General features: G+C 67.4%; 19 protein-coding genes. 6 read left to right on the plus strand and 13 right to left on the minus strand.

The annotated features are described in order from the left end of the window. Positions 1-23 precede the first annotated feature (23 nt). On the plus strand, positions 24-614 hold the full coding sequence (locus BM198_RS09650) for a helix-turn-helix domain-containing protein (RefSeq protein ID WP_074969543.1): 591 nt from the start codon (positions 24-26) through the stop codon (positions 612-614). Positions 615-620: 6 nt separating this feature from the next. Here BM198_RS09650 and BM198_RS09655 read toward each other — a convergent pair whose 3' ends face one another. The 4 genes from BM198_RS09655 to BM198_RS09670 all read right to left on the minus strand — a co-directional run bounded on the left by BM198_RS09655 (position 621) and on the right by BM198_RS09670 (position 3044). Continuing rightward, entirely contained in the window at positions 621-923 is a 303-nt protein-coding gene (locus tag BM198_RS09655) for a DUF5629 family protein (RefSeq protein ID WP_074969545.1), read from the minus strand. Positions 924-991: 68 nt separating this feature from the next. After that, a complete protein-coding gene (locus BM198_RS09660) occupies positions 992-1315 on the minus strand; it encodes a hypothetical protein (protein ID WP_044404231.1) in 324 nt (107 codons plus the stop codon). Between the two features lie 137 nt (positions 1316-1452). Further along, positions 1453-1989: a cytochrome b gene (locus tag BM198_RS09665; RefSeq protein WP_074969547.1), complete on the minus strand. Its 537-nt coding sequence runs from the start codon at positions 1987-1989 to the stop codon at positions 1453-1455. Beyond that, the gene (locus BM198_RS09670) at positions 1986-3044 is read right to left on the minus strand and encodes a catalase family peroxidase (protein WP_074969549.1); all 1059 of its coding nucleotides are present in this window, start codon (positions 3042-3044) and stop codon (positions 1986-1988) included. The genes BM198_RS09665 and BM198_RS09670 overlap by 4 nt, the downstream gene beginning before the upstream one ends. 130 nt (positions 3045-3174) lie before the next feature. Here BM198_RS09670 and BM198_RS09675 point away from each other — a divergent pair, with 130 nt between their 5' ends. After that, positions 3175-3687 carry a sigma-70 family RNA polymerase sigma factor gene (locus BM198_RS09675; RefSeq protein WP_074969551.1) on the plus strand — a complete coding sequence of 171 codons (513 nt, stop codon included), beginning with the start codon at positions 3175-3177 and terminating at the stop codon, positions 3685-3687. Further along, positions 3684-4430, plus strand: coding sequence for an anti-sigma factor family protein (locus BM198_RS09680; RefSeq protein WP_074969553.1), 747 nt, complete (start codon positions 3684-3686; stop codon positions 4428-4430). The genes BM198_RS09675 and BM198_RS09680 overlap by 4 nt, the downstream gene beginning before the upstream one ends. Before the next feature lie 52 nt (positions 4431-4482). Here the strand turns inward: BM198_RS09680 and BM198_RS09685 are convergent, their stop codons facing one another. Both BM198_RS09685 and BM198_RS09690 read right to left on the minus strand, forming a co-directional pair. Continuing rightward, positions 4483-5079, minus strand: a complete 597-nt coding sequence (locus tag BM198_RS09685) for an NADPH-dependent FMN reductase (RefSeq protein ID WP_074969555.1) — start codon at positions 5077-5079, stop codon at positions 4483-4485. Between the two features lie 99 nt (positions 5080-5178). Next, positions 5179-7323 carry a methyl-accepting chemotaxis protein gene (locus tag BM198_RS09690; RefSeq protein WP_074969557.1) on the minus strand — a complete coding sequence of 715 codons (2145 nt, stop codon included), beginning with the start codon at positions 7321-7323 and terminating at the stop codon, positions 5179-5181. A 249-nt stretch (positions 7324-7572) separates the two neighbouring features. Here BM198_RS09690 and BM198_RS09695 point away from each other — a divergent pair, with 249 nt between their 5' ends. The 3 genes from BM198_RS09695 to BM198_RS09705 all read left to right on the plus strand — a co-directional run bounded on the left by BM198_RS09695 (position 7573) and on the right by BM198_RS09705 (position 11928). Continuing rightward, the gene (locus BM198_RS09695; protein WP_074969559.1) at positions 7573-8892 is read left to right on the plus strand and encodes a Na+/H+ antiporter family protein; all 1320 of its coding nucleotides are present in this window, start codon (positions 7573-7575) and stop codon (positions 8890-8892) included. 117 nt (positions 8893-9009) lie between these two features. After that, positions 9010-10692, plus strand: a complete 1683-nt coding sequence (locus tag BM198_RS09700; protein WP_074969561.1) for a methyl-accepting chemotaxis protein — start codon at positions 9010-9012, stop codon at positions 10690-10692. A gap of 168 nt (positions 10693-10860) precedes the next feature. Then, on the plus strand, positions 10861-11928 hold the full coding sequence (locus BM198_RS09705; RefSeq protein ID WP_044405834.1) for an AI-2E family transporter: 1068 nt from the start codon (positions 10861-10863) through the stop codon (positions 11926-11928). Here BM198_RS09705 and BM198_RS09710 read toward each other — a convergent pair. From BM198_RS09710 to nuoI, 7 genes are all read right to left on the minus strand, one after another. Next, on the minus strand, positions 11925-12455 hold the full coding sequence (locus tag BM198_RS09710) for an alpha-ketoglutarate-dependent dioxygenase AlkB family protein (RefSeq protein ID WP_074969563.1): 531 nt from the start codon (positions 12453-12455) through the stop codon (positions 11925-11927). The genes BM198_RS09705 and BM198_RS09710 overlap by 4 nt on opposite strands. Before the next feature lie 194 nt (positions 12456-12649). Continuing rightward, the gene (gene nuoN / locus BM198_RS09715) at positions 12650-14125 is read right to left on the minus strand and encodes an NADH-quinone oxidoreductase subunit NuoN (RefSeq protein ID WP_074969565.1); all 1476 of its coding nucleotides are present in this window, start codon (positions 14123-14125) and stop codon (positions 12650-12652) included. 20 nt (positions 14126-14145) lie between these two features. Then, entirely contained in the window at positions 14146-15675 is a 1530-nt protein-coding gene (nuoM, locus tag BM198_RS09720; RefSeq protein ID WP_074969567.1) for an NADH-quinone oxidoreductase subunit M, read from the minus strand. A gap of 25 nt (positions 15676-15700) precedes the next feature. Next, positions 15701-17548 carry an NADH-quinone oxidoreductase subunit L gene (gene nuoL / locus BM198_RS09725; protein WP_074969569.1) on the minus strand — a complete coding sequence of 616 codons (1848 nt, stop codon included), beginning with the start codon at positions 17546-17548 and terminating at the stop codon, positions 15701-15703. Further along, complete coding sequence (gene nuoK / locus BM198_RS09730) at positions 17545-17853, minus strand: NADH-quinone oxidoreductase subunit NuoK (protein WP_044405825.1); 309 nt, start codon at positions 17851-17853, stop codon at positions 17545-17547. The genes nuoL and nuoK overlap by 4 nt, the downstream gene beginning before the upstream one ends. Before the next feature lie 4 nt (positions 17854-17857). After that, on the minus strand, positions 17858-18358 hold the full coding sequence (gene nuoJ / locus BM198_RS09735) for an NADH-quinone oxidoreductase subunit J (protein WP_074969571.1): 501 nt from the start codon (positions 18356-18358) through the stop codon (positions 17858-17860). Between the two features lie 11 nt (positions 18359-18369). Continuing rightward, positions 18370-18918 (minus strand): NADH-quinone oxidoreductase subunit NuoI, encoded by a 549-nt coding sequence (nuoI, locus tag BM198_RS09740; protein WP_044405822.1) that lies wholly within the window; start codon positions 18916-18918, stop codon positions 18370-18372. Between the last annotated feature and the right edge of the window lie 4 nt (positions 18919-18922).

An 18922-nucleotide genomic window follows, 5' to 3' on the forward strand; every position in this document is an offset into this window, starting at 1 on the left:
GGTGCGCCGGGATGTGCAACATAATGCGCAAATTCATCTCAATGAGCAATATATTGCCCAAGCCCATGGACCGACCCAACGTACTGGAACACGTCTCCGAGAACGTTCGCCGTCTGCGCAAGGCGCTGGGCATGAGCCAGGATGCGCTCGCTACGGAATCCGGGGTGAGCCGGCGGATGATCGTCGGCATCGAGGCCGGGGACGTGAACGTCAGCCTGGCGACTCTGGACCGCATTGCCGAGGCCCTGGGGGTGCTGTTCCCCGACCTGGTGCAGGCGCCGAGCCGCCCGGATCGCTCGCGCATCGAAGCGGTGGCCTGGGTCGGCGAAGACCCGCGCAGCCGCGCCGTGCTGCTGGCCAGCGCCCCGGCGCGGCGCGAGGTGGAGCTGTGGTCCTGGGCCCTGGAGCCGGGCGAGCGCTACGCCTCGGAGGCGGATGCCGAGGGCTGGCGGGAGATGGTCTACGTCATCGAGGGGGAGCTGACGCTGGAACTGCCGGAGGGGCCGGTGACGGTCCGAGCGGGGGACTTCCATGTGTTCGCCAGCAGCCAGCCCTATGCCTACTCGAACCTGGGCACGGCGCCCCTGCGCTACCTGCGCAACGTGGTGAGCTGAGCCTGTTCAGGCCTGCTCGGGCGCCTCGTCCTCGTCTTCTTCATCGTCGTCATTGCTGCCGCTGAAGGCCTCCATGCACACCAGGTGGTGCTCGCCCTGGTCGCTGTCGATCCGCCAGCTGCCATCGGCTTCGGCGCGGGCCTGCTGCACCTGCTCGGCACTGAATTGCCAGACGCGACGGTCGCGGCCGTCGATGCATTCGATGCGCAGGGCTCCGTCGACCAGGTCGAATTGCCAGGCATGCAGGCCGTCGATCTCCAGCATGTCGCTGTTGCCGAGGGTGTCGAGGAGGGTGGTCGGTTCGCTCATGGTGCGGCTCGGGTGCTGTGAAAAGGCCGCGATGATAGAGCACGCCCGTCGCCAGGGCGACCCTGGGCTCAGGGCGTGCCGCTGCCCACCAGGCGATCGGCTTCGCTGATGTAGGCGTTGCCGGTCTTGCGGGCGTACAGGCACAGCTCGTTGCCGCTGCGCCCTTTCATGTGCGGCTGGGGGTAGCGCCCGGTGATCATCAGCGCGGTGAGGCCGAGGCGATCGTCGAACACCACGGTCTGGCCGGCGGGCTTTGCATCCTTGAGTTTGCTGACGGCGGTGCAGGCCGCCAGCACGCGGCGGTCGTGCTGTTTCCAGGCATCGTCGCTGGACGCCAGGGCGTTGCCGGCGCAGCACAGCAGGGTGATCAGAAGGCAGGGGGTGCGGCTCACGGAGGTTCTCCAGGGTGAAGGCCAGGCACCGCCCATTCCGTGACAGGCCGCTTGTCGGCCTGCCGCGTCGGGAATGGAGGGTGCGTACAGCTCCTAGACCACGGCCGTCTGGATTGGTTTGGGCCGGATCACGCCGTTCAGCGGCCACCGAGCATGCTGCCGAGCACGCCGTCGCGACGGACCAGGCCGTGGAACAGCGCGGCGCCCAGGTGCGCCAGGACGCAGGCCAGCAACAGGTAGGCGAGCCAGCGGTGGGCGCTGCGCAGCACCGCGTAGAGCTGGGCGTCGTGCGGGGCGATGGCCGGCAACTGCAGGGCGCTGCCCAGCTGCACCGGGTAGCCGCCGGCGGAGAGCATGCCCCAGCCCACCAGGGGCATGGCCAGCATCAGGCCGTAGAGCAGCACATGGGAGGCATGGGCCAGGCGTTGCTGCCAGGCCGGCATGTCGGTCGGCAGTGGCGGCGCCGGCCGGCGCAGGCGTACGCCCAGCCTCAGCACGGCGAGCACCAGCAGGGCGACACCCAGCGGTTTGTGCACGGCCACCAGGGTGGTGTGCCAGGGGCTGAGCTCCACCACCATGCCGGCACCGATGAACAGCATGGCCAGGATCAGGATCGCCATCAGCCAGTGCAGCAGGCGGGCGAGCGGGGTGAAGACGGGGCGGGTGGAATTCATGGCTGGGCTCCGGGGCGAGGGGCGGGGGCGCCTTCGTGGGTGCGGCGGTTGAAGGACACGGCGTAGGCGGCCGAGCGGGCGGCGAGGATCGGGTCGGCCGAGGGCTCGATGCCGTCGGGCAGCACCAGCGGGTCGAAGTTGATGTCGCGGCAGTCTCCTCGGTCCTCGGGCTGGGCGCGGTCGATCACCAGGGTGCCGGCCTCCACCTGCTGGCGCTCGGCGGGCCAGGCGCGGGACGGGTCGTCCACCGGGTCGCCGTCCTCGGCCAGGGTCAGCACCAGGTGCCAGCGCAGCGGGCCCTGGGCCAGGCGGCGGTGGAGGTCGTGGGCGAGGAAGTCCGGGTCGTCCACCTGGGCGTCCAGGGGTTCGTAGGGCGCTTCCGGCACCATCGCCCAGCGCACGTAGCGGGGCTGGCCCTCGGTGTTCACCAGGCGGAAGGCATTGAGGCCGTGGTAGCGGGCGTTGGCGAAGCTGTTGGACGGCTTGTTGGTCTGGGCCCACTGGCGGAAGGCCGCGCTCTCCGGGTGGGCGTCGAAGAAGGCCTGCACCTTCGCCGGGTCCGGCTTGCCGGTGGCCGGATCGGGGGCCGAGGCGAGCACCTGCTCGAAGAAGGCCTCCACCGTGCCCACCGCCAGCACCGCCGGGGTGTTCATCCCGGTGCGCCACTCCTGGCCGTCGGCGCTGCGCAGGCGCAGGGCCAGGCTGCGCACCGGCACGCTGGCATCGGCGGCGAAGGGGTTGCTGCCGCCGATGGCCAGGCGCCCGGTCACCGGGATGTCGCCCGGGGCGAAGACCTGGGCGCGGGAATAAGCGGCAGCCGCGCCGCTGGACTGGAACTGGCCGCTGATGCACAGGCCCTTCGCGTGGTTCTTGCGGTAGCCGGGGTAGTGGCCGGCGTTGGCTTCGAAGGTGTCGATGATGCGCTGCGGCGTGAGGCGCTGCGGGCCGATCCAGCCGGCAGTCCAGGCGAAGGCGCCGGCCAGCCCGGCGACCGCCAGGCCGATCAGCGAGAGCCGGCCGGCGAGCTGGGCGCGGCTGAGGGGGGAAGGGGTCATGGATGGCTCCTCTGGCCAGGTCATTGAGCCGGTGGGACGTACGAGCGGAGGATTTATTCCCGCCGGCTGGAATAAAGTTGCGGCTGGGGCGTCTTCCTCCACAGCATCCTTGCCCCGAGCCCCGTTCCCCATGCATGACATCGATGACGACGAACTTCGCGAACTGCTGCAGCGCCTGCGCCGTTTCGCCCTCTGGCTGACCCGCGAGCCCGCCAGTGCCGATGACCTGGTGCAGGCCACGGTGGAGCGCGCCCTGGGCGATCGCCAGGGGCCGCGCCAGGCCGAGAGCCTGCGGGCCTGGCTGTTCGCCATCCTCTACCGCAAGTTCCTCGACGGGCAGCGGCGTGCTCGGCGCTACGCCAAGGTGCTGGGCTTCTTCGGCCTGGCCGGTGCCGACGAGACCCCGTCGCTGGAGGCGCAGGTGGAGGCACGCTCGACCCTCGACGCTTTCGCCCGCCTGCCGGCCGAGCAGCGCGCGCTGCTGGTGCTGGTGGGGGTGGAGGGGCTCAGCTACAAGGAGGCCGCCGAGGCCCTGGATCTGCCCATCGGCACCGTCATGTCCCGCCTCTCCCGCGCGCGCAAGGCCCTGCGCGCGCTGGCCGAGGGCGAAATCGCATCCCCTTCGTTGCGGATACTCAAATGACTTCCTTCGAACCCAGCGAACACGATCTTCACGCCTACCTGGACGGCCAGCTTGACCCCGCGCAGGCCCGCCTGGTGGAGGCCTGGCTGGCCCGCCACCCCGAGGCTGCCGCCCAGGTGGAGGGCTGGCGCCAGGACATGCAGCACCTGCGTACCGGCCTCGCCGACCTGCAGGGGCTGCCGCCCAACCCGGCGCTGGACCCGCGTGCCATCCGCCGTGCGCGGCTGGCCCGACAACGGCGCCAATGGGCGACGGCGGCCGCATTGCTGCTGGCCCTGGGGCTGGGGGGCGTGGGTGGCTGGCAGGCCCGTGAGCAGACCCTGCTGGCGGACATCCCGCCCATGCAGGACGCCCTGGAGGCGCACCGCCTGTTCGCCCTGGGCAGCGTCGCGGTGGATGTGCAGGGCGATGCCGGCAACCTCCAGGCCTGGCTGGACCGGCGTTTCACCCACGCGTCGCGTATTCCCGACCTGTCGCCCTACGGCTTGCGCCCGGTGGGTGGGCGGCTGCTGACCAACGAGCAGGGGGCGGCGGCGATCCTGCTGTTCGAGGACGCCAACGGCCAGCGGGTCAGCCTGTACCTGCGCTCGCCCGGCGCGCTCTATGCCGAGATGCCCAGCGGCAGCCGCCAGGACGGTGACCTGGAGGCGCGCTACTGGTCGCGCAATGGCTACAACTACGCGCTGGTGGGCCCCAGCGGTGATCCGCGTGGTGCGGTGGTGCAGCGGGCGCTTTCGCTGTAAGGGGCGGGCGCTGTGAGGGACAGCCCCGCGTACTGTGGCGGGGCCGGCGCGCTTACATGCCGTTGGTGAAGGCGGGGTTGCTGAAGTCGATGCTGGCACGCACCGGCTGCAGGGCGCTGGCGTACTTGGCGAGGATGTCCAGGTCGTAGTCCAGGCGGTCGCGGATGCGCTGGTCGTCTTCGCTGACCACCTCGGCGCCGTTGAGCACCTTCTCCACGCCGCGGACGATCAGGTGTTCGGGCAGGTAGCAGAGGCGGCAGTTCTTGTAGCTGGAGGCGCGCAGCTCGCTGATCGGGTAGCCGCCGCCGATGCCGGAGGAGACGCCCACCAGCAGCCCCGGCTTGTGGGCCAGTTCGGCCTTGCTGGCATAGATGAAGAAGTTCTTGATGGCCGGGCAGGCCATGCCGTTCCACTCGGGGGCGATGATCACCACCGCGTCGGCGGCCTTCAGCTGTTGCTGGAAGCCGGCCCAGGGGCCGGTGTCTTCGGCGGGCCACAGTGGCAGCGGTTGCTGGCCGAGGTCGATGACCGAGGTGCCGGCCTCATCGGCCAGCTTCAGGTCGACCAGGCGTTGGCGGATGAAGCGGGCGACCTTGCCGGACTGGCTGTTGGCGCGGCTGGAGCCGGCCACGATGGCGTAGTTGAGCATTGTGTTGTCCTTGCAGGAACGAGGAAGGGGGAGGGGCAGGCTAGCGAGCGGCACGCCGGCGAACAAGCGCCGGCGTGCCAGGGCGTGGAGCCGATGGCGTCAGACCTTGAACTGGTCCATCAGGCCCTGCTGGTGGTTGGCCAGGCGGTTTAGGTTCTGGCTGACCTCGGCCGACTCCCGTGCCCGCACCGAGAGGGATTCGGTGACATCGCGGATGGCGGCGACGTTGCGGTTGATCTCCTCGGCCACGGCGCTCTGCTCCTCGGCGGCGCTGGCGATCTGCAGGTTCATGTCGGTGATCACGGTGACGGCATCGCCGATCTTGCGCAGCGAGGTCACCGTCTGGCCGACCTGCTCGACGCTGTTCTGGGCCTGGCGGTGGCTGCTGTGCATGGAGCCGACCACTTCGCGGGTGCCGTGTTGCAGGCCTTCGATGACCTGGCGGATCTCTTCCACCGAGTCCTGGGTGCGCTTGGCCAGGCTGCGCACCTCGTCGGCGACCACGGCGAAGCCGCGGCCGGCTTCACCTGCGCGGGCGGCTTCGATGGCGGCGTTGAGGGCCAGCAGGTTGGTCTGCTCGGCGATGGCGCGGATCACCTCCAGCACGGAGCCGATCTGCTCGCTGCTGCTGGAGAGGCCTTGCACCTCTTCCATGGCGGCGCTCATCTCGCTGGCCAGCTGCTCGATGGCGCTGGTGGTGCGGTCGATCATCGCCAGGCCTTCCTGTGTGGCCAGGTCGGCGCCCCGTGCGGCTTCGGCGGCCTGGGCGGCGCTGTGGGCCACGTCGTGGGCAGTGGCACTCATCTCGTTGGAGGCGGTGGCCACCTGGTCGACTTCCTTGTACTGCTGCTGCATGCCGGCGCTGGTCTGCTCGGCGATGGAGGAGGCCTGGTCGGCAGTGCCCCGGGCATCCTGAACCGAGCGCTTCACGTCGGCGATGATCGGCTGCAGCTTGTCAAGGAAGCGGTTGAACCAGCCGGCCAGCTCGCCCAGTTCATCCTGGCGGGCGTACTCCAGGCGGCGGGTGAGGTCGCCTTCGCCGCTGGCGATGTTCTTCAGCATGGCGGCCACGCCGAGGATCGGCCGGGTGACGCCGAGGGCGGTGAGCCACATCAGGCCGAGGCCGAGCACGGCGGCGGCGAGGCCGATGAGGGCCGAAACCAGGCTGCTGGCGTCGCGCTGGGCGTCCAGCTCCTGCTGCAGCTTGATGGCGGGGGCGAGCAGTACTTTGTCCGGCACTTCCAGCAGCACGCTCCAGGGCGAGGCGGTGGGGATCGGCTTGAAGGGCTCCATCACCCGCAGCATGCCGTCCTTGTCGACGTTGCTGGGCTTGCCGCTCTGGAGGGCAGAGGTGAGGGCGGCGGCGTCGGCACCGAAGACGGCGTCGAGCTTCTGGCTGAGCTTGCCGATGTCCTGGCTGTGGCCGGCGAGCAGGCCGGCGGGGCTGAGGATGCTGATGTGGGCCTTGCCGTCGTACAGCTCCTGGCTGCCTTGCTGGCTGAGCTGCTGGAGGCTGTCGAGGCTGATGTCCAGGCCCATGACGCCGACGACCTTGTCGTTCTGAATCAGCGGGAAGGCGATGCTGGTCATGAGGATCTTGCGGTCGCCGACATCGTCGAAGTAGGGCTCCAGCACGCAGGAGTCGCGGGTCTGGATGGGGCAGGTGTACCAGGCGTTGTAGGGCGAGCCGCTGGGGCCGGTGCTGTCGTCCGCGAGCATCTTCTCGTCCATGGTTTCCGACAGCAGCTTGCCGGGCGTGGCCTGGGACCAGTAGAGGGCGAAGCGGCCCTTTTCGTTGCTGCCCAGCTCGCCCTGTTCGGTGAACAGTTCGTCCTTGCCGTCCAGGGCGTTGGGCTCGAACACCACGTAGAGGCCCAGCAGGCTGGGGTTGGCCTCCAGGCTGGTGCGCACCTGGCGGGTCAGGTCCTCGCGCAGGTCGAAGGCGTCGAGGAAGCGCTTCTCGGCCTGTTCCTTGAGGAACAGTATCTGGCGGGAAAAACCCTTGCCGTACTGGTAGGCGTCCATGAAGTAGCGCTGGATGCGGATGGCCTGCAGTTCGCCACGCGCCTGCATCCGTTGTCGGGCGCTGTGGTCGAGCATCTGGGAGCTGGAGGCCTTCACCAGTTCGGCGCTGCGTTTGGACTGGTAGAGGGAGGCGCCTACCAGGAGGGTCACGATGGCCAGCAGGCAGAGGCCGGCGAGCAGGGTGATCTTCCACTGGATGGAAAGGCGACTGAACGGCATGGTCTTTTCCTTCTTCTCGTCAGACTACAAGGCGGCTATCGGCCAGTTGGCCACTTACTTGATCAGGCCGGTCCTGGCGATGGAGCTTCCAACTCGAAACGACTGCTGCGGGCGCAGCATGCAAGGATTATGCACGCATCGTTCAGCATTCTGAACATATATCCGTTTTGACAGTATCGTTCGCTTTCGGCAGAGTACGCCGCTTTTTTTGCCGCTCTCCTTGAACAGGGCGGCCTTCGGGAGAGTGGAATGAATGCGGTGATCGTGGCAGTCGGCGTGATGCTGGTGCTGAGCCTGCTGCGCGTGCACGTGGTGCTGGCGCTGATCCTGGGTGCGCTGGTGGGCGGCCTGCTGGGTGGGCTTGGCGTGGACGGCACGCTGGAGGCCTTCAACAAGGGGCTGGGCGGTGGTGCGACCGTTGCGCTGTCCTACGCGATGCTGGGGGCCTTTGCCGTGGCAATTTCCCGCTCCGGGCTAGCCCATGCGCTGGCCGACCGGGTGCTGGCGCTGGTGGGGCGCCAGGATGGCAACGGCGGCGGTGCCCTGAAATGGGGCCTGGTGGCGCTGTTGCTGGGCGTTGCGATCGCTTCGCAGAACATCCTGCCGATCCACATCGCCTTCATCCCGCTGCTGGTGCCGCCGCTGCTGTACGTGTTGACCCGCCTGCAGATCGACCGCCGGCTGGTGGCCTGCGTGATCACCTTCGGCCTGATCACGCCGTACATGTTCCTGCCGGTGGGCTTCGGCAACATCTTCCTCAACGAGATCCTGCTGGCCAACGTGGCCCGCAGCGGGGCGGACATCAGTGGCGTCAGCGTCACCCAGGCGATGGCCATCCCGGCGCTGGGCATGGTCGCGGGCCTGCTGATCGCGGTGCTGTTCAGCTATCGGCGCAAGCGTGTCTACGACCTGGAGCGCATCGCCGCTGCCGAGCAGGTGGAGGTGGCCTACGACCGCCGCAGCCTGCTGGCGGCCGGGGCGGCCATTGTCGCCGCCTTCGTGGTGCAGCTGTGGCTGGACTCGATGATCGTCGGCGCACTGGTGGGCTTCCTGCTGTTCTCCGCCAGCGGCGTGGTGCGCTGGCGCCAGGTGGACGACCTGTTCACCGAGGGCATGAAGATGATGGCGATGATCGGCTTCATCATGATCGCCGCCGCCGGCTTCGCCGAGGTGATGCGCGCCACTGGCCAGGTGGCCACCCTGGTGGAGGCCTCCGCCGGGCTGATCGGCAACAGCAAGGCGCTTGGCGCGCTGCTGATGCTGCTGGTGGGGCTGCTGGTGACCATGGGCATCGGCTCGTCGTTCTCCACGGTGCCGATCATCGCGGCGATCTTCGTGCCGCTGTGTCTGCAGCTGGGCTTCAGCCCGCTGGCCATCGTCTCCATCGTCGGCACCGCCGGCGCACTGGGAGACGCCGGTTCGCCGGCCTCCGACTCGACGCTGGGCCCTACCTCCGGCCTGAACGTGGACGGCCAGCACAACCACATCTGGGACACCGTGGTGCCCACCTTCCTGCATTACAACCTGCCCCTGCTGGCCTTCGGCTGGCTGGCGGCCATGGTGTTGTGACGGAGCGCTCGTTCCGCCGCGTTTTCCCCACGATTCGCTATAGCTAATGAAGGGACAGCCGATACCTCGGCTGTCCCCCTTTCGTTTTCCCGGTCTGCCGCCCTGAGGAATGGATACATGCGCCTGACACTCAAAACCAAGGTCCTGCTGCTGGCGCTCGCGCCGGTGATACTGTTCGCCGTCGTGCTCAGCGGCGCAGCAGCCAAGGTCCTGCTGAGCCTCGCCGAGGGTGAGGTGAAGGAAACCCGCGAGCGTCTGATCGATGAGAACCGCCGTGAACTGCAGCATTACATGCAGATCGCCCTGGGCTCGGTGCAGATGCTGTATGACGCGTCGGCCGCCAATGACATGGTGAGCCGCGAAAAAGCCATCGAGATCCTGAAGAAGATCAAGTACGGCAAGGACAGCTACTTCTTCGCCTACGACTCCCAGGTGATCCGCCTGTTCCGTGGCGACAGCCCAGTGGACGTGGGCAAGAGCTTCTCCGGCCGCAAGGACGTCAACGGCGTGGCCGTGAACGACGAACTGGTCCGGGTCGCCAAGGATGACAGCCGCTACGTGTTCTACAGCTCGCCCTTGCCGGGCAACGAGAGCGTGCAGGTGCCCAAGCTCGCCTACAGCTATTACCTGCCCAAGTGGGACATGGCCCTGGGCACGGCGGTGAACCTGGACGGCGTCGAGGCCCAGGTGGCCGAGGTGCAGGAGGCGATCGACGCGCGCATCAGCACCATCCTCACCAGCATCGTGGTGATTGCGGTGATTTTGCTGGTGGTATTCGGCATCGTCGGCACGACCCTGGCCAACGCCTTCCTGCGTCCGTTGCAGCAGATCAAGGCCAACCTTGACGACATCGCCGCCGGTGACGGTGACCTGACCCACCGCCTGCCGATCAACAGCCAGGACGAGCTGGGCGAGCTGGCTGGCTCCTTCAACCGCTTCGTCGAGAAGATCCACGGCCTGGTGCGCCAGATCGTCGAGATGACCGTGCAGCTCACCGGCCTGGTGGACCAGGTGTCCGCCCAGGCCCACCGCTCCGAGCAGGCCATGGAGCGCCAGCGCCACGAGACCGACCAGGTGGCTACGGCCATCAACGAGATGAGCGCCGCCGCCCATGAGGTGGCCCAGAGCGCCCAGGGGGCTGCCGAGGCCGCACAGAAGACCGACCAGGAAGGCCAGGCCGCCAAGCGCGTGGTGGACGGCAGCATCACCCGTATCCATTCGCTGGTGGGTGACATCCGCGAGAGCGGCGTGTCCCTGGACAGCCTGCAGCAGGACGTGCAGTCCATCGTCAGCGTGCTGGGGGTGATCCGCTCCATTGCCGAGCAGACCAACCTGCTGGCCCTCAACGCCGCCATCGAGGCGGCCCGCGCGGGTGAGGCCGGTCGCGGCTTCGCCGTGGTGGCCGACGAGGTGCGTGCCCTGGCCAGCCGCACCCAGCAGAGCACCCAGGAAATCCAGGGCATGATCGACCGCCTGCAACAGGGCACCCAGGAAGCGGTGACCGCCATGCGCCGCTCCAGCGATGCCGGCGAGGTCACCAGCGAGCAGGCCAACCAGGCCGGCGCCTCGCTGGACGCCATCGCCGGGCTGATCGGCACCATCAACGCCATGAACGCGCAGATCGCCAGCGCTGCCGAGGAGCAGACGGCGGTGGCCGAGGAGATCAACCGCAGCGTGCACCAGATCGCCGTGGCCGTGGACAGCGTCGCCGACGACACCCGCCAGGGTGCCGAGACCGCCCGCTCCCTGGCCGCCCTGGGCGACCGCCTGGGTGCACTGGTGCGTCAGTTCCGCATCTGATTGCCGGCCCGTTCGGCTCGGGGCGCGAGGCCATTCGTGTTCCGGGCTGAAGCCCGGGCCAAGGCGACTCCACCCCTGGCGCTTTCGGGCGCTGCACCTGCAAAGTCTTCGCACTTTGTGCCGACACTGGCGGACTAAACCGGTAACCCCACTGGATACCGCCCGCCCATGTCCGCCTCTCGCTATCCCCTCGAACTTCGCTCGCTGATCCTGCTGCTGGTGCTGGTCTCCCTGGCCTTCATCTGGATCCTGCTGCCGTTCTATGGCGCCGCCTTCTGGGCGGTGGTGCTGGCAGTGGTGTTCGCACCACTGCAACGCCGCCTGGCCCTGCGCCTGGGTGGGCGGGGCAACCTGTCGGCGCTGCTGACCTTGGGGGTGTGCCTGCTGGTGGCGATCATCCCGGTGTGCCTGATCGGCCTGCTGCTGGTGCAGCAGGGGGCCGATCTGTACAGCCGTCTGGAGTCCGGCGAGCTGGACCTGGGCATGTACCTGGAACGCTTCATCGACCTGCTCCCGCAGGCGCTACAGCATCAGTTGGGGCGCTTCGGCCTGGACAACCTGAACGGCCTGCGTGACCGCCTGGTGGGTGCCGCCACCCAGGGCAGCCAGTTCCTTGCGACCCAGGCGTTCTCCATCGGGCAGGACACCTTCCAGGTGGTGATCGGCTTCTTCCTGATGCTCTACCTGCTGTTCTTCTTCCTCCGCGACGGCCCGGAAATCGTGCGGCACATCCGCACGGCGGTGCCCTTGGCGGATCACCACAAGCGTCGCCTGCAGCTGAAGTTCACCCGTGTGGTGCGGGCGACGGTCAAGGGCAACGTGGTGGTGGCGGTGATCCAGGGCGGGTTGGGTGGCGTGGTGTTCTGGCTGCTGGACATCCCCAGTGCATTGCTCTGGGGCGTGCTGATGGCCTTCCTGTCCCTGCTGCCGGCAGTGGGCTCGGGGCTGATCTGGGCGCCGGTGGCGGCCTGGCTGATGCTCAGCGGTGACCTCTGGCAGGGCGTGGTGCTGGTGCTGGTGGGCGTGCTGGTGATCGGCATGGTGGACAACCTGCTGCGGCCGATCCTGGTGGGCAAGGACACGCGCATGCCGGACTACCTGGTGCTGCTCTCCACCCTGGGCGGGATTTCGCTGTTCGGCCTCAATGGCTTCGTCATCGGCCCGCTGGTGGCGGCGCTGTTCATGGCCAGCTGGGGGTTGTTCGTCAGCACCCGTCGGCGGGTCCGCCTGCCTTAAGGCGCTGCCCGCAGGCGGCGGAAGGTGAGGCTGATGCGCGGGCCGGCGGCTTCGGTCCGGGGAATGGCGTGCAGCCAGTGGGCCTGGACGGCCTGGTCCATGTAGAGCAGCGAGCCGGACGGTAGCGTCCAGGCCACTTCGTGCTCGCGGTCGGCCTTGCTGCGGAAGCGGATCTCGCGGGAGTCCCCGAGGGAGAGGATGGCCACCCCGGTGCCGGATTCCAGCACCTCGCACTCATCGGAATGAAAGCCCATGGATGACTGGCCGTCTTCGTAGAGGTTGAGCAGGCAGTTGTTGGCAGAGAAGCCAATGACCGGCTGCAGGCGCTCGCCAAGCCGTTGGGCCCAGGCCGGTAGTGGCGTGGCGGGGTAGTGGATCTGCGAGTAGTTGTAGGCGACCCCGTAGCTGGCAGTGCGCCGCGCGCGCATGCGGGTGTCCCAGGTGACCGTTTCGAGCAGTTGGCGCAAGTGGCTGTCCGGCTCGTCGAGGAAATCGGGGATGAACAGCAGGTCGGGTCTTGGGTGCACGGCTTCGTCCTTGATGGGGTGCGGCGGCGGGGCGCCCGCTGGAGCAGGCTGCCGATGATGCCGGGACTTGCCGGCTGGCGCCATGGTCTTGCTGGTTTCACCTGCCTGGAGGCGGAAGGGGAGGGGACCCCGAAGTGAACGGCCATGAAAAAGCCCGGCATTCGCCGGGCTTTTTCGTTGCTGCCGTGGGGCACTCAGTGGCCGAGTGCGACCAGGCTGGAGTGCTGGACCAGGTCCAGCAGCGGCTGCGGGTAGACGCCGAGCAGGAAGGTGAGCAGGGCGACGATCAGCAGCATGATGCCGCCGGCGCGCTGGGCCCAGTGCAGGTCGGCGTCGTGACGACGCAGGTTCGGCTCCACCAGGAACAGCGTGACCATGACCCGCAGGTAATAGAACACGCCGATGGCACTGCCCAGGATCATCACGCCCAGCAGCAGCCAGAGGTGGGATTCGACACCGGCGGCGATGACGAAGAACTTGCCGATGAAGCCCGCAGTGAGCGGAATGCCGGCGAGCGACAGCATCATCACGGTGAGCACGGCGGTCAGGTACGGACGGCGCCAGAACAGGCCGCGGTATTCGTACAGGGCGTCGCAGTCACGGCCGTTGTAGGGCGTGGACATCAGGGTCACCACACCGAACGCACCCAGGCTGGTCAGCACGTAGGTGGCCAGGTAGACGCCGATGGCCTCCACGGCCATGCCCTTGGTGGCGATCAGGGCGATCAGCAGGTAGCCGAAGTGGGCGATGGAGGAGTAGCCCAGCAGGCGCTTGATGTTGCTTTGCAGCAGGGCCAGCAGGTTGCCGAACAGGATCGAGGCGACGGCGATGGCGGCCAGCAGGTCGTTCAGCCAGCCACCGGCAGTGGCCGGGGAGATCTGGTACAGGCGAACCAGCACGGCGAACACGGCGACCTTGCTGGCGGTGGCCAGGAAGGCCGACACCGGGGCCGGGGAGCCTTCGTAGACGTCCGGCGTCCAGAGGTGGAAGGGCACCAGGGACAGTTTGAACGCCAGACCGACCAGCATCATGCCGATGCCCAGTTGCACCAGGCCACCGGGCACGCCCTGGCCGGAGAACTTGGCGCCGATGCCGGCGAAGCTCAGGGTGCCGGCGTCGGCGTAGAGCAGGGCCATGCCGAACAGCAGGAAGGCGGAACCGGCGGCCGAAAGCACCATGTACTTGATGCCGGCTTCCAGTGAGCGCTTGTTGAAGAAGGCATACGCCACCATGCCGTAGACCGGCACCGACAGCAGTTCCAGGCCGATGAACAGGCCGGCCATGTGCTGCGCGGTGACCAGCACCAGGCCACCGCAGGCGGACAGGAGGATCAGCAGGTACATCTCCTCGCGGTTGCCCGGGTAGCCCTGGCCAGTGTTGCCGCCCAGGTAGGCGTGGATCAGGGTGACGCACGCCAGGGTAGAGGCCAGTACCAGCGCCATGTAGTAGCAGCCGAAGGTGTCGACCTTCAGCAGCGGGGTCACCTCGATGGGGGTGACGCCCAGCGCCGGGATGATGGCCAGCAGGGCGGCGTTGAGGCCGACCACCGACAGGCCGAAGGTGAGGGTGTGGTTACGCTTCCAGGCCACGGCCAGCATCACTGCGACGACAGTGGCGCAGGCAACCAGCAGCGGCAGCAGGGCGATCAGGTGTTGAGTCGTGAATTCCACAGCGTGATGTTCCATGACAGCTACCGGGCCGAGGCGAGTTGGGTGAAGGCTGCATCCAGCCACTGATGCACGCCGTGCATGCTGGCAGCGGAGGTGTCCAGCACCGGTTGCGGGTAGACGCCCAGGAGGATCAGCAGCACGGCGAGGCCGAGCACCATGATCAGTTCGCGGGGCTTGAGGCCCTGCAGCGGCGCGTCGGACTTGGCGGCACCGAAGTGGGCGCGGTGGATCATGATCAGCGAATAGACCGAGCCGAACACCAGGCCGGTGGCGGCGATGATGGTCACCCACATGGCCTTCTCGAAGGAGCCCAGGAGGATCAGGAACTCACCCACGAAGTTGCCGGTGCCGGGCAGGCCGAGGGCTGCGGCAGCGAAGAACAGGCTGATGGCCGGCAGGTAGGGCATGCGGCTCCAGATGCCACCCATCTGGCGCATGTCGCGGGTGTGCAGGCGCTCATACAACTGGCCACAGAGAATGAACAGCGCGGCGGCCGACAGGCCGTGGGCCATCATCTGTACCACTGCACCCTGCAGCGCGATCTGGCTGCCGGAGTAGATGGCGATCAGCACGAAGCCCATGTGCGAGACGCTGGAGAAGGCCACCAGGCGCTTGATGTCGGTCTGCGCGAAGGAGAGCAGGGCGCCGTAGACGATGGCGAACACGCCGAGCCAGTGGGCGATGGGCGCGAACTCGGCCGAGGCGTTGGGGAACAGCGGCAGGGCGAAGCGCATCAGGCCGTAGGCAGCGGTCTTCAGCAGGATGCCGGCCAGGTCCACGGAGCCTGCGGTGGGCGCCTGGGCGTGGGCATCCGGCAGCCAGGAGTGGAACGGCACCACCGGGAACTTCACCGCGAAGGCGATGAAGAAGCCCAGCATCAGCAGGTACTCGGCAGTGGGCGTGAGCGGCGTCTTCAGCAGGTCGGCGTAGTTGAAGGTCAGCACGCCGGTGGCGTTGTAGTGCACCAGCACCAGGCCGAGGATCGCCACCAGCATCACCAGACCACTGGCCTGGGTGAAGATGAAGAACTTGGTGGCGGCGTAGATGCGGGTCTTGCCCTTGCTGCCGCTGTGACCCCAGAGCGCGATGAGGAAGTACATCGGCACCAGCATCATTTCCCAGAAGAAGAAGAACAGGAACAGGTCGACGGCCAGGAACACGCCGACCACGCCGCCGAGGATCCACATCAGGTTGAGGTGGAAGAAGCCGACGCGGTTCTGGATCTCGTTCCAGGAGCACAGCACGGACAGCACGCCGAGCAGGCCGGTGAGGGTCACCATCAGCACCGACAGGCCATCCATCGCGAGGTGGATGGTGATGCCGAAGCGCTCGATCCAGTTGACCTTGAATTCGTGCGCCCAGACCGGATCGGCACCCGGGGCAGGGGCCAGGGTGAAGTCGCCGGTGGCCCACAGCCAGAGGCCGAGGCCGAACAGCAGGGACATGGTCAGCAGCGCAATCCAGCGAGGCAGGGTGGTGCCGAAGCGCTCACCTTGCCAGCACAGCAGGCCGCCGATGAAGGGAATCAGGATTAGCCAGGGCAGAATCATGACGGGCTCAATTCCTTAAGAAGATTCAGGTCAGCAGCACGGCGCCGAGCACCAGCACGGCACCACCCACCAGGGAGACCGCGTACCAGCGCAGCTGGCCGGTCTGGCTGCTGCTCAGCATGCCGTTGCCGCCACGAACGAGGCGCGGGATCAGGCCGATGCCGGAGTCGATCGGGTCGTTGCCCAGCAGGCGGGTGGCCAGCAGGTAGGGCTTGACGAACAGCTTGTCGTAGAGCCAGTCGAAGCCCCAGGCGGCGTACCACCAGGCCCCGAGGAAGCGGCCCGGTGCACTCTGGGCGACGGCGCTGACGAAGCGACGCTTGCCGAGGAAGAGCAGTGCGGCCAGCAGGATGCCCGCCAGGGCGATGGCGCCCGAGGCGATTTCCAGGCTGTGCTTGGCTTCGCCACCGGCATGGCCGACGCTCTGCGGCAGCACGCCGGCCAGCGGCGGGGTGATCAGCGCACCGATGAAGGTGGACAGCACGATCAGCACCGACAGCGGCAGCCAGTGGGCCACACCGTGGCCGGCATGGGCCTCGGTCTTCGCTTCGCCGTGGAAGGCGATGAAGATCAGGCGGAAGGTGTAGATCGAGGTCAGGAAGGCACCCGCCAGGCCTGCGTAGAGCAGCCACTGGTGACCGCTGGCGAAGGCTTCCCAGAGGATCTCGTCCTTGGAGTAGAAGCCCGCGGTGACCAGGGGCAGAGCCGCCAGGGCCGCGCCGCCGACGATGAAGCTGGCGTAGGCGAGGGGGAGCTTCTTCCACAGGCCGCCCATCTTGAAGATGTTCTGCTCGTGGTGGCAGGCGTTGATCACCGCACCGGAGGCAAGGAACAGCAGGGCCTTGAAGAACGCGTGGGTCATCAGGTGGAAGATCGCCGCGTCCCATGCCCCCACGCCCAGGGCGAGGAACATGTAGCCGATCTGGCTCATGGTGGAGTAGGCGAGGATGCGCTTGATGTCGGTCTGCACCAGCGCGGCGAAGCCGGCCAGCACCAGGGTGACGCCACCGACGATGCCCACCAGTTCGAGGATCTCGGGGGTGAGCAGGAACAGGCCGTGGGTCCGGGCGATCAGGTAGACGCCCGCGGTGACCATGGTGGCCGCGTGGATCAGCGCGGAAACCGGGGTCGGGCCGGCCATGGCGTCGGCCAGCCAGGTCTGCAGCGGCAGTTGGGCGGATTTGCCCACGGCGCCGCCGAGCAGCATCAGGGTGGCGAACCACAGCCAGCTGTCACCGGCCACGTACTTCTCGGGTGCCAGCTTCATCAGCTCCTGGATGTTCAGGGTGCCGAGGTGCATGAACAGGATGAACAGGCCGATGGCCATGAACACGTCGCCGATGCGGGTGACGATGAAGGCCTTGAGCGCGGCGTTACCGTTGTTCGGGTTGCTGTAGTAGAAGCCGATCAGCAGGTAGGAGCAGAGGCCCACGCCTTCCCAGCCGAAGTACAGGAACAGCAGGTTATCGCCCAGCACCAGGAACAGCATGCTGGTGATGAACAGGTTGGTGTACGAGAAGAAGCGCGAGTAGCCCTCTTCACCGCGCATGTACCAGGAGGCGAACAGGTGGATCAGGAAGCCGACGCCGGTGACCACGCCGAGCATGGTGACCGATAGGCCGTCCAGGTAGAGCGTGAAGCTGGGCGCGAAGTTGTTCACGCTCATCCAATGCCAGAGCACCTGGGTGTAGACACCGCCTTCCGGCGGCGACACGTGGAACTGCCAGATGACCCAGGCCGCCGTGAGGGCAGAGAGGCCGACGGAGCCGACGCCGATCACGGCGGAGGCGTTTTCGGAGAGACGCCCGCGGGAGAACGACAGGACGAACCAGCCGAGCAGCGGGAACAGGAAGGTCAGGAATAGAAGGTTCATCCGCGCATCTCGCTGGCAGCGTCGATATCGAGGGTGTGGAAGCGGCGATACAGCTGCAGCAGGATCGCCAGGCCGATGCTGGCCTCGGCGGCTGCGAGGGTGATCACCAGAATGAACATGATCTGGCCGTCGGCCTGGGCCCAGCGGGCACCGGCGACCACGAAGGCCAGGGCGGCCGAGTTCATCATGACTTCCAGGCTCATGAGGACGAAGAGGATGTTACGGCGCACCATCAGGCCGGCGAGCCCGAGGGCGAAGAGGATGCCGGCGACGGCGAGCCCGTGTTCCAGTGGGATTGCACTCATGGCATTACTCCTTCGCTTCGTAGCGGCCGAGGTGGTAGGCCGCGACCAATGCCGCCAGCAGCAGCATGGAGGCGAGCTCCACGGCCAGCAGGTAGGGGCCGAACAGGCTGATGCCGACGGCTTTCGCGTCCACGGTGGTGTGGCCGATGGCAGCGCCGCTCTGCTGGCTGAACAGCACGTACAGCAGCTCGGCGAGCAGGGCGAAGGAGAGGGCGGCAGGGCTGACCCAGATACCGGGCGTGAGCCACTTGCGTTCCTGCTCCACCACGGCCGGGCCGAGGTTGAGCATCATCACCACGAAGACGAACAGCACCATGATGGCGCCCGCGTAGACGATGATCTCCAGGGCGCCGGCGAAGGGCGCACCCAGGGCGAAGAAGCACATCGACACCGACAGCAGCGAGACGATGAGGTAGAGCAGGGCATGCACCGGATTGGTGTTGGTGATCACCCGCAGGGTGGACACCACGGCGACGCCGGCAGCGAAATAGAAAGCGAATTCCACGCAACGTCTCCTTAGGGCAGCAGGCTCTTCACGTTGATCGGTTCGGCCTCGTTCTGCGCGGCACCTTTCGGTTTGCCGGCAATGGCCATGCCCGCCACGCGATAGAAGTTGTAGTCCGGATTCTTGCCGGGGCCGGAGATCAGCAGGTCTTCCTTCTCGTAGACCAGGTCCTGGCGCTTGTACTCGCCCATCTCGAAATCCGGCGTCAGCTGGATCGCGGTGGTGGGACAGGCCTCTTCGCACAGGCCGCAGAAGATGCAGCGGGAGAAGTTGATGCGGAAGAACTCGGGGTACCAGCGGCCGTCTTCGGTCTCGGCCTTCTGCAGCGAGATGCAGCCGACCGGGCAGGCCACGGCGCACAGGTTGCAGGCCACGCAGCGCTCTTCGCCGTCGGGGTCGCGGGTCAGCACGATGCGGCCACGGTAGCGCGGCGGCAGGTACACGGGCTCTTCGGGGTATTGCAGGGTGTCACGCTTGCGGAAGCCGTGGGAGAACACCATCACCAGGCTGCGAAGCTGGGTGAAGGTGCCGGCTACCACGTCATAGATGTACTTGATCATGGGC

This window comes from Metapseudomonas otitidis (assembly GCF_900111835.1).
Lineage (GTDB): Bacteria > Pseudomonadota > Gammaproteobacteria > Pseudomonadales > Pseudomonadaceae > Metapseudomonas > Metapseudomonas otitidis.

What these genes read in the sequence shown, in the direction of transcription:
- BM198_RS09650 (WP_074969543.1), top strand. Translation starts at nt 24, where the DNA reads ATGCGCAAATTCATCTCAATGAGCAATATATTGCCCAAGCCCATGGAC.
- BM198_RS09655 (WP_074969545.1), bottom strand. Translation starts at nt 923, where the DNA reads ATGAGCGAACCGACCACCCTCCTCGACACCCTCGGCAACAGCGACATG.
- BM198_RS09665 (WP_074969547.1), bottom strand. Translation starts at nt 1,989, where the DNA reads ATGAATTCCACCCGCCCCGTCTTCACCCCGCTCGCCCGCCTGCTGCAC.
- BM198_RS09670 (WP_074969549.1), bottom strand. Translation starts at nt 3,044, where the DNA reads ATGACCCCTTCCCCCCTCAGCCGCGCCCAGCTCGCCGGCCGGCTCTCG.
- BM198_RS09675 (WP_074969551.1), top strand. Translation starts at nt 3,175, where the DNA reads ATGCATGACATCGATGACGACGAACTTCGCGAACTGCTGCAGCGCCTG.
- BM198_RS09680 (WP_074969553.1), top strand. Translation starts at nt 3,684, where the DNA reads ATGACTTCCTTCGAACCCAGCGAACACGATCTTCACGCCTACCTGGAC.
- BM198_RS09685 (WP_074969555.1), bottom strand. Translation starts at nt 5,079, where the DNA reads ATGCTCAACTACGCCATCGTGGCCGGCTCCAGCCGCGCCAACAGCCAG.
- BM198_RS09690 (WP_074969557.1), bottom strand. Translation starts at nt 7,323, where the DNA reads ATGCCGTTCAGTCGCCTTTCCATCCAGTGGAAGATCACCCTGCTCGCC.
- BM198_RS09695 (WP_074969559.1), top strand. Translation starts at nt 7,573, where the DNA reads ATGAATGCGGTGATCGTGGCAGTCGGCGTGATGCTGGTGCTGAGCCTG.
- BM198_RS09700 (WP_074969561.1), top strand. Translation starts at nt 9,010, where the DNA reads ATGCGCCTGACACTCAAAACCAAGGTCCTGCTGCTGGCGCTCGCGCCG.
- BM198_RS09705 (WP_044405834.1), top strand. Translation starts at nt 10,861, where the DNA reads ATGTCCGCCTCTCGCTATCCCCTCGAACTTCGCTCGCTGATCCTGCTG.
- nuoM (WP_074969567.1), bottom strand. Translation starts at nt 15,675, where the DNA reads ATGATTCTGCCCTGGCTAATCCTGATTCCCTTCATCGGCGGCCTGCTG.
- nuoL (WP_074969569.1), bottom strand. Translation starts at nt 17,548, where the DNA reads ATGAACCTTCTATTCCTGACCTTCCTGTTCCCGCTGCTCGGCTGGTTC.
- nuoK (WP_044405825.1), bottom strand. Translation starts at nt 17,853, where the DNA reads ATGAGTGCAATCCCACTGGAACACGGGCTCGCCGTCGCCGGCATCCTC.
- nuoI (WP_044405822.1), bottom strand. Translation starts at nt 18,918, where the DNA reads ATGATCAAGTACATCTATGACGTGGTAGCCGGCACCTTCACCCAGCTT.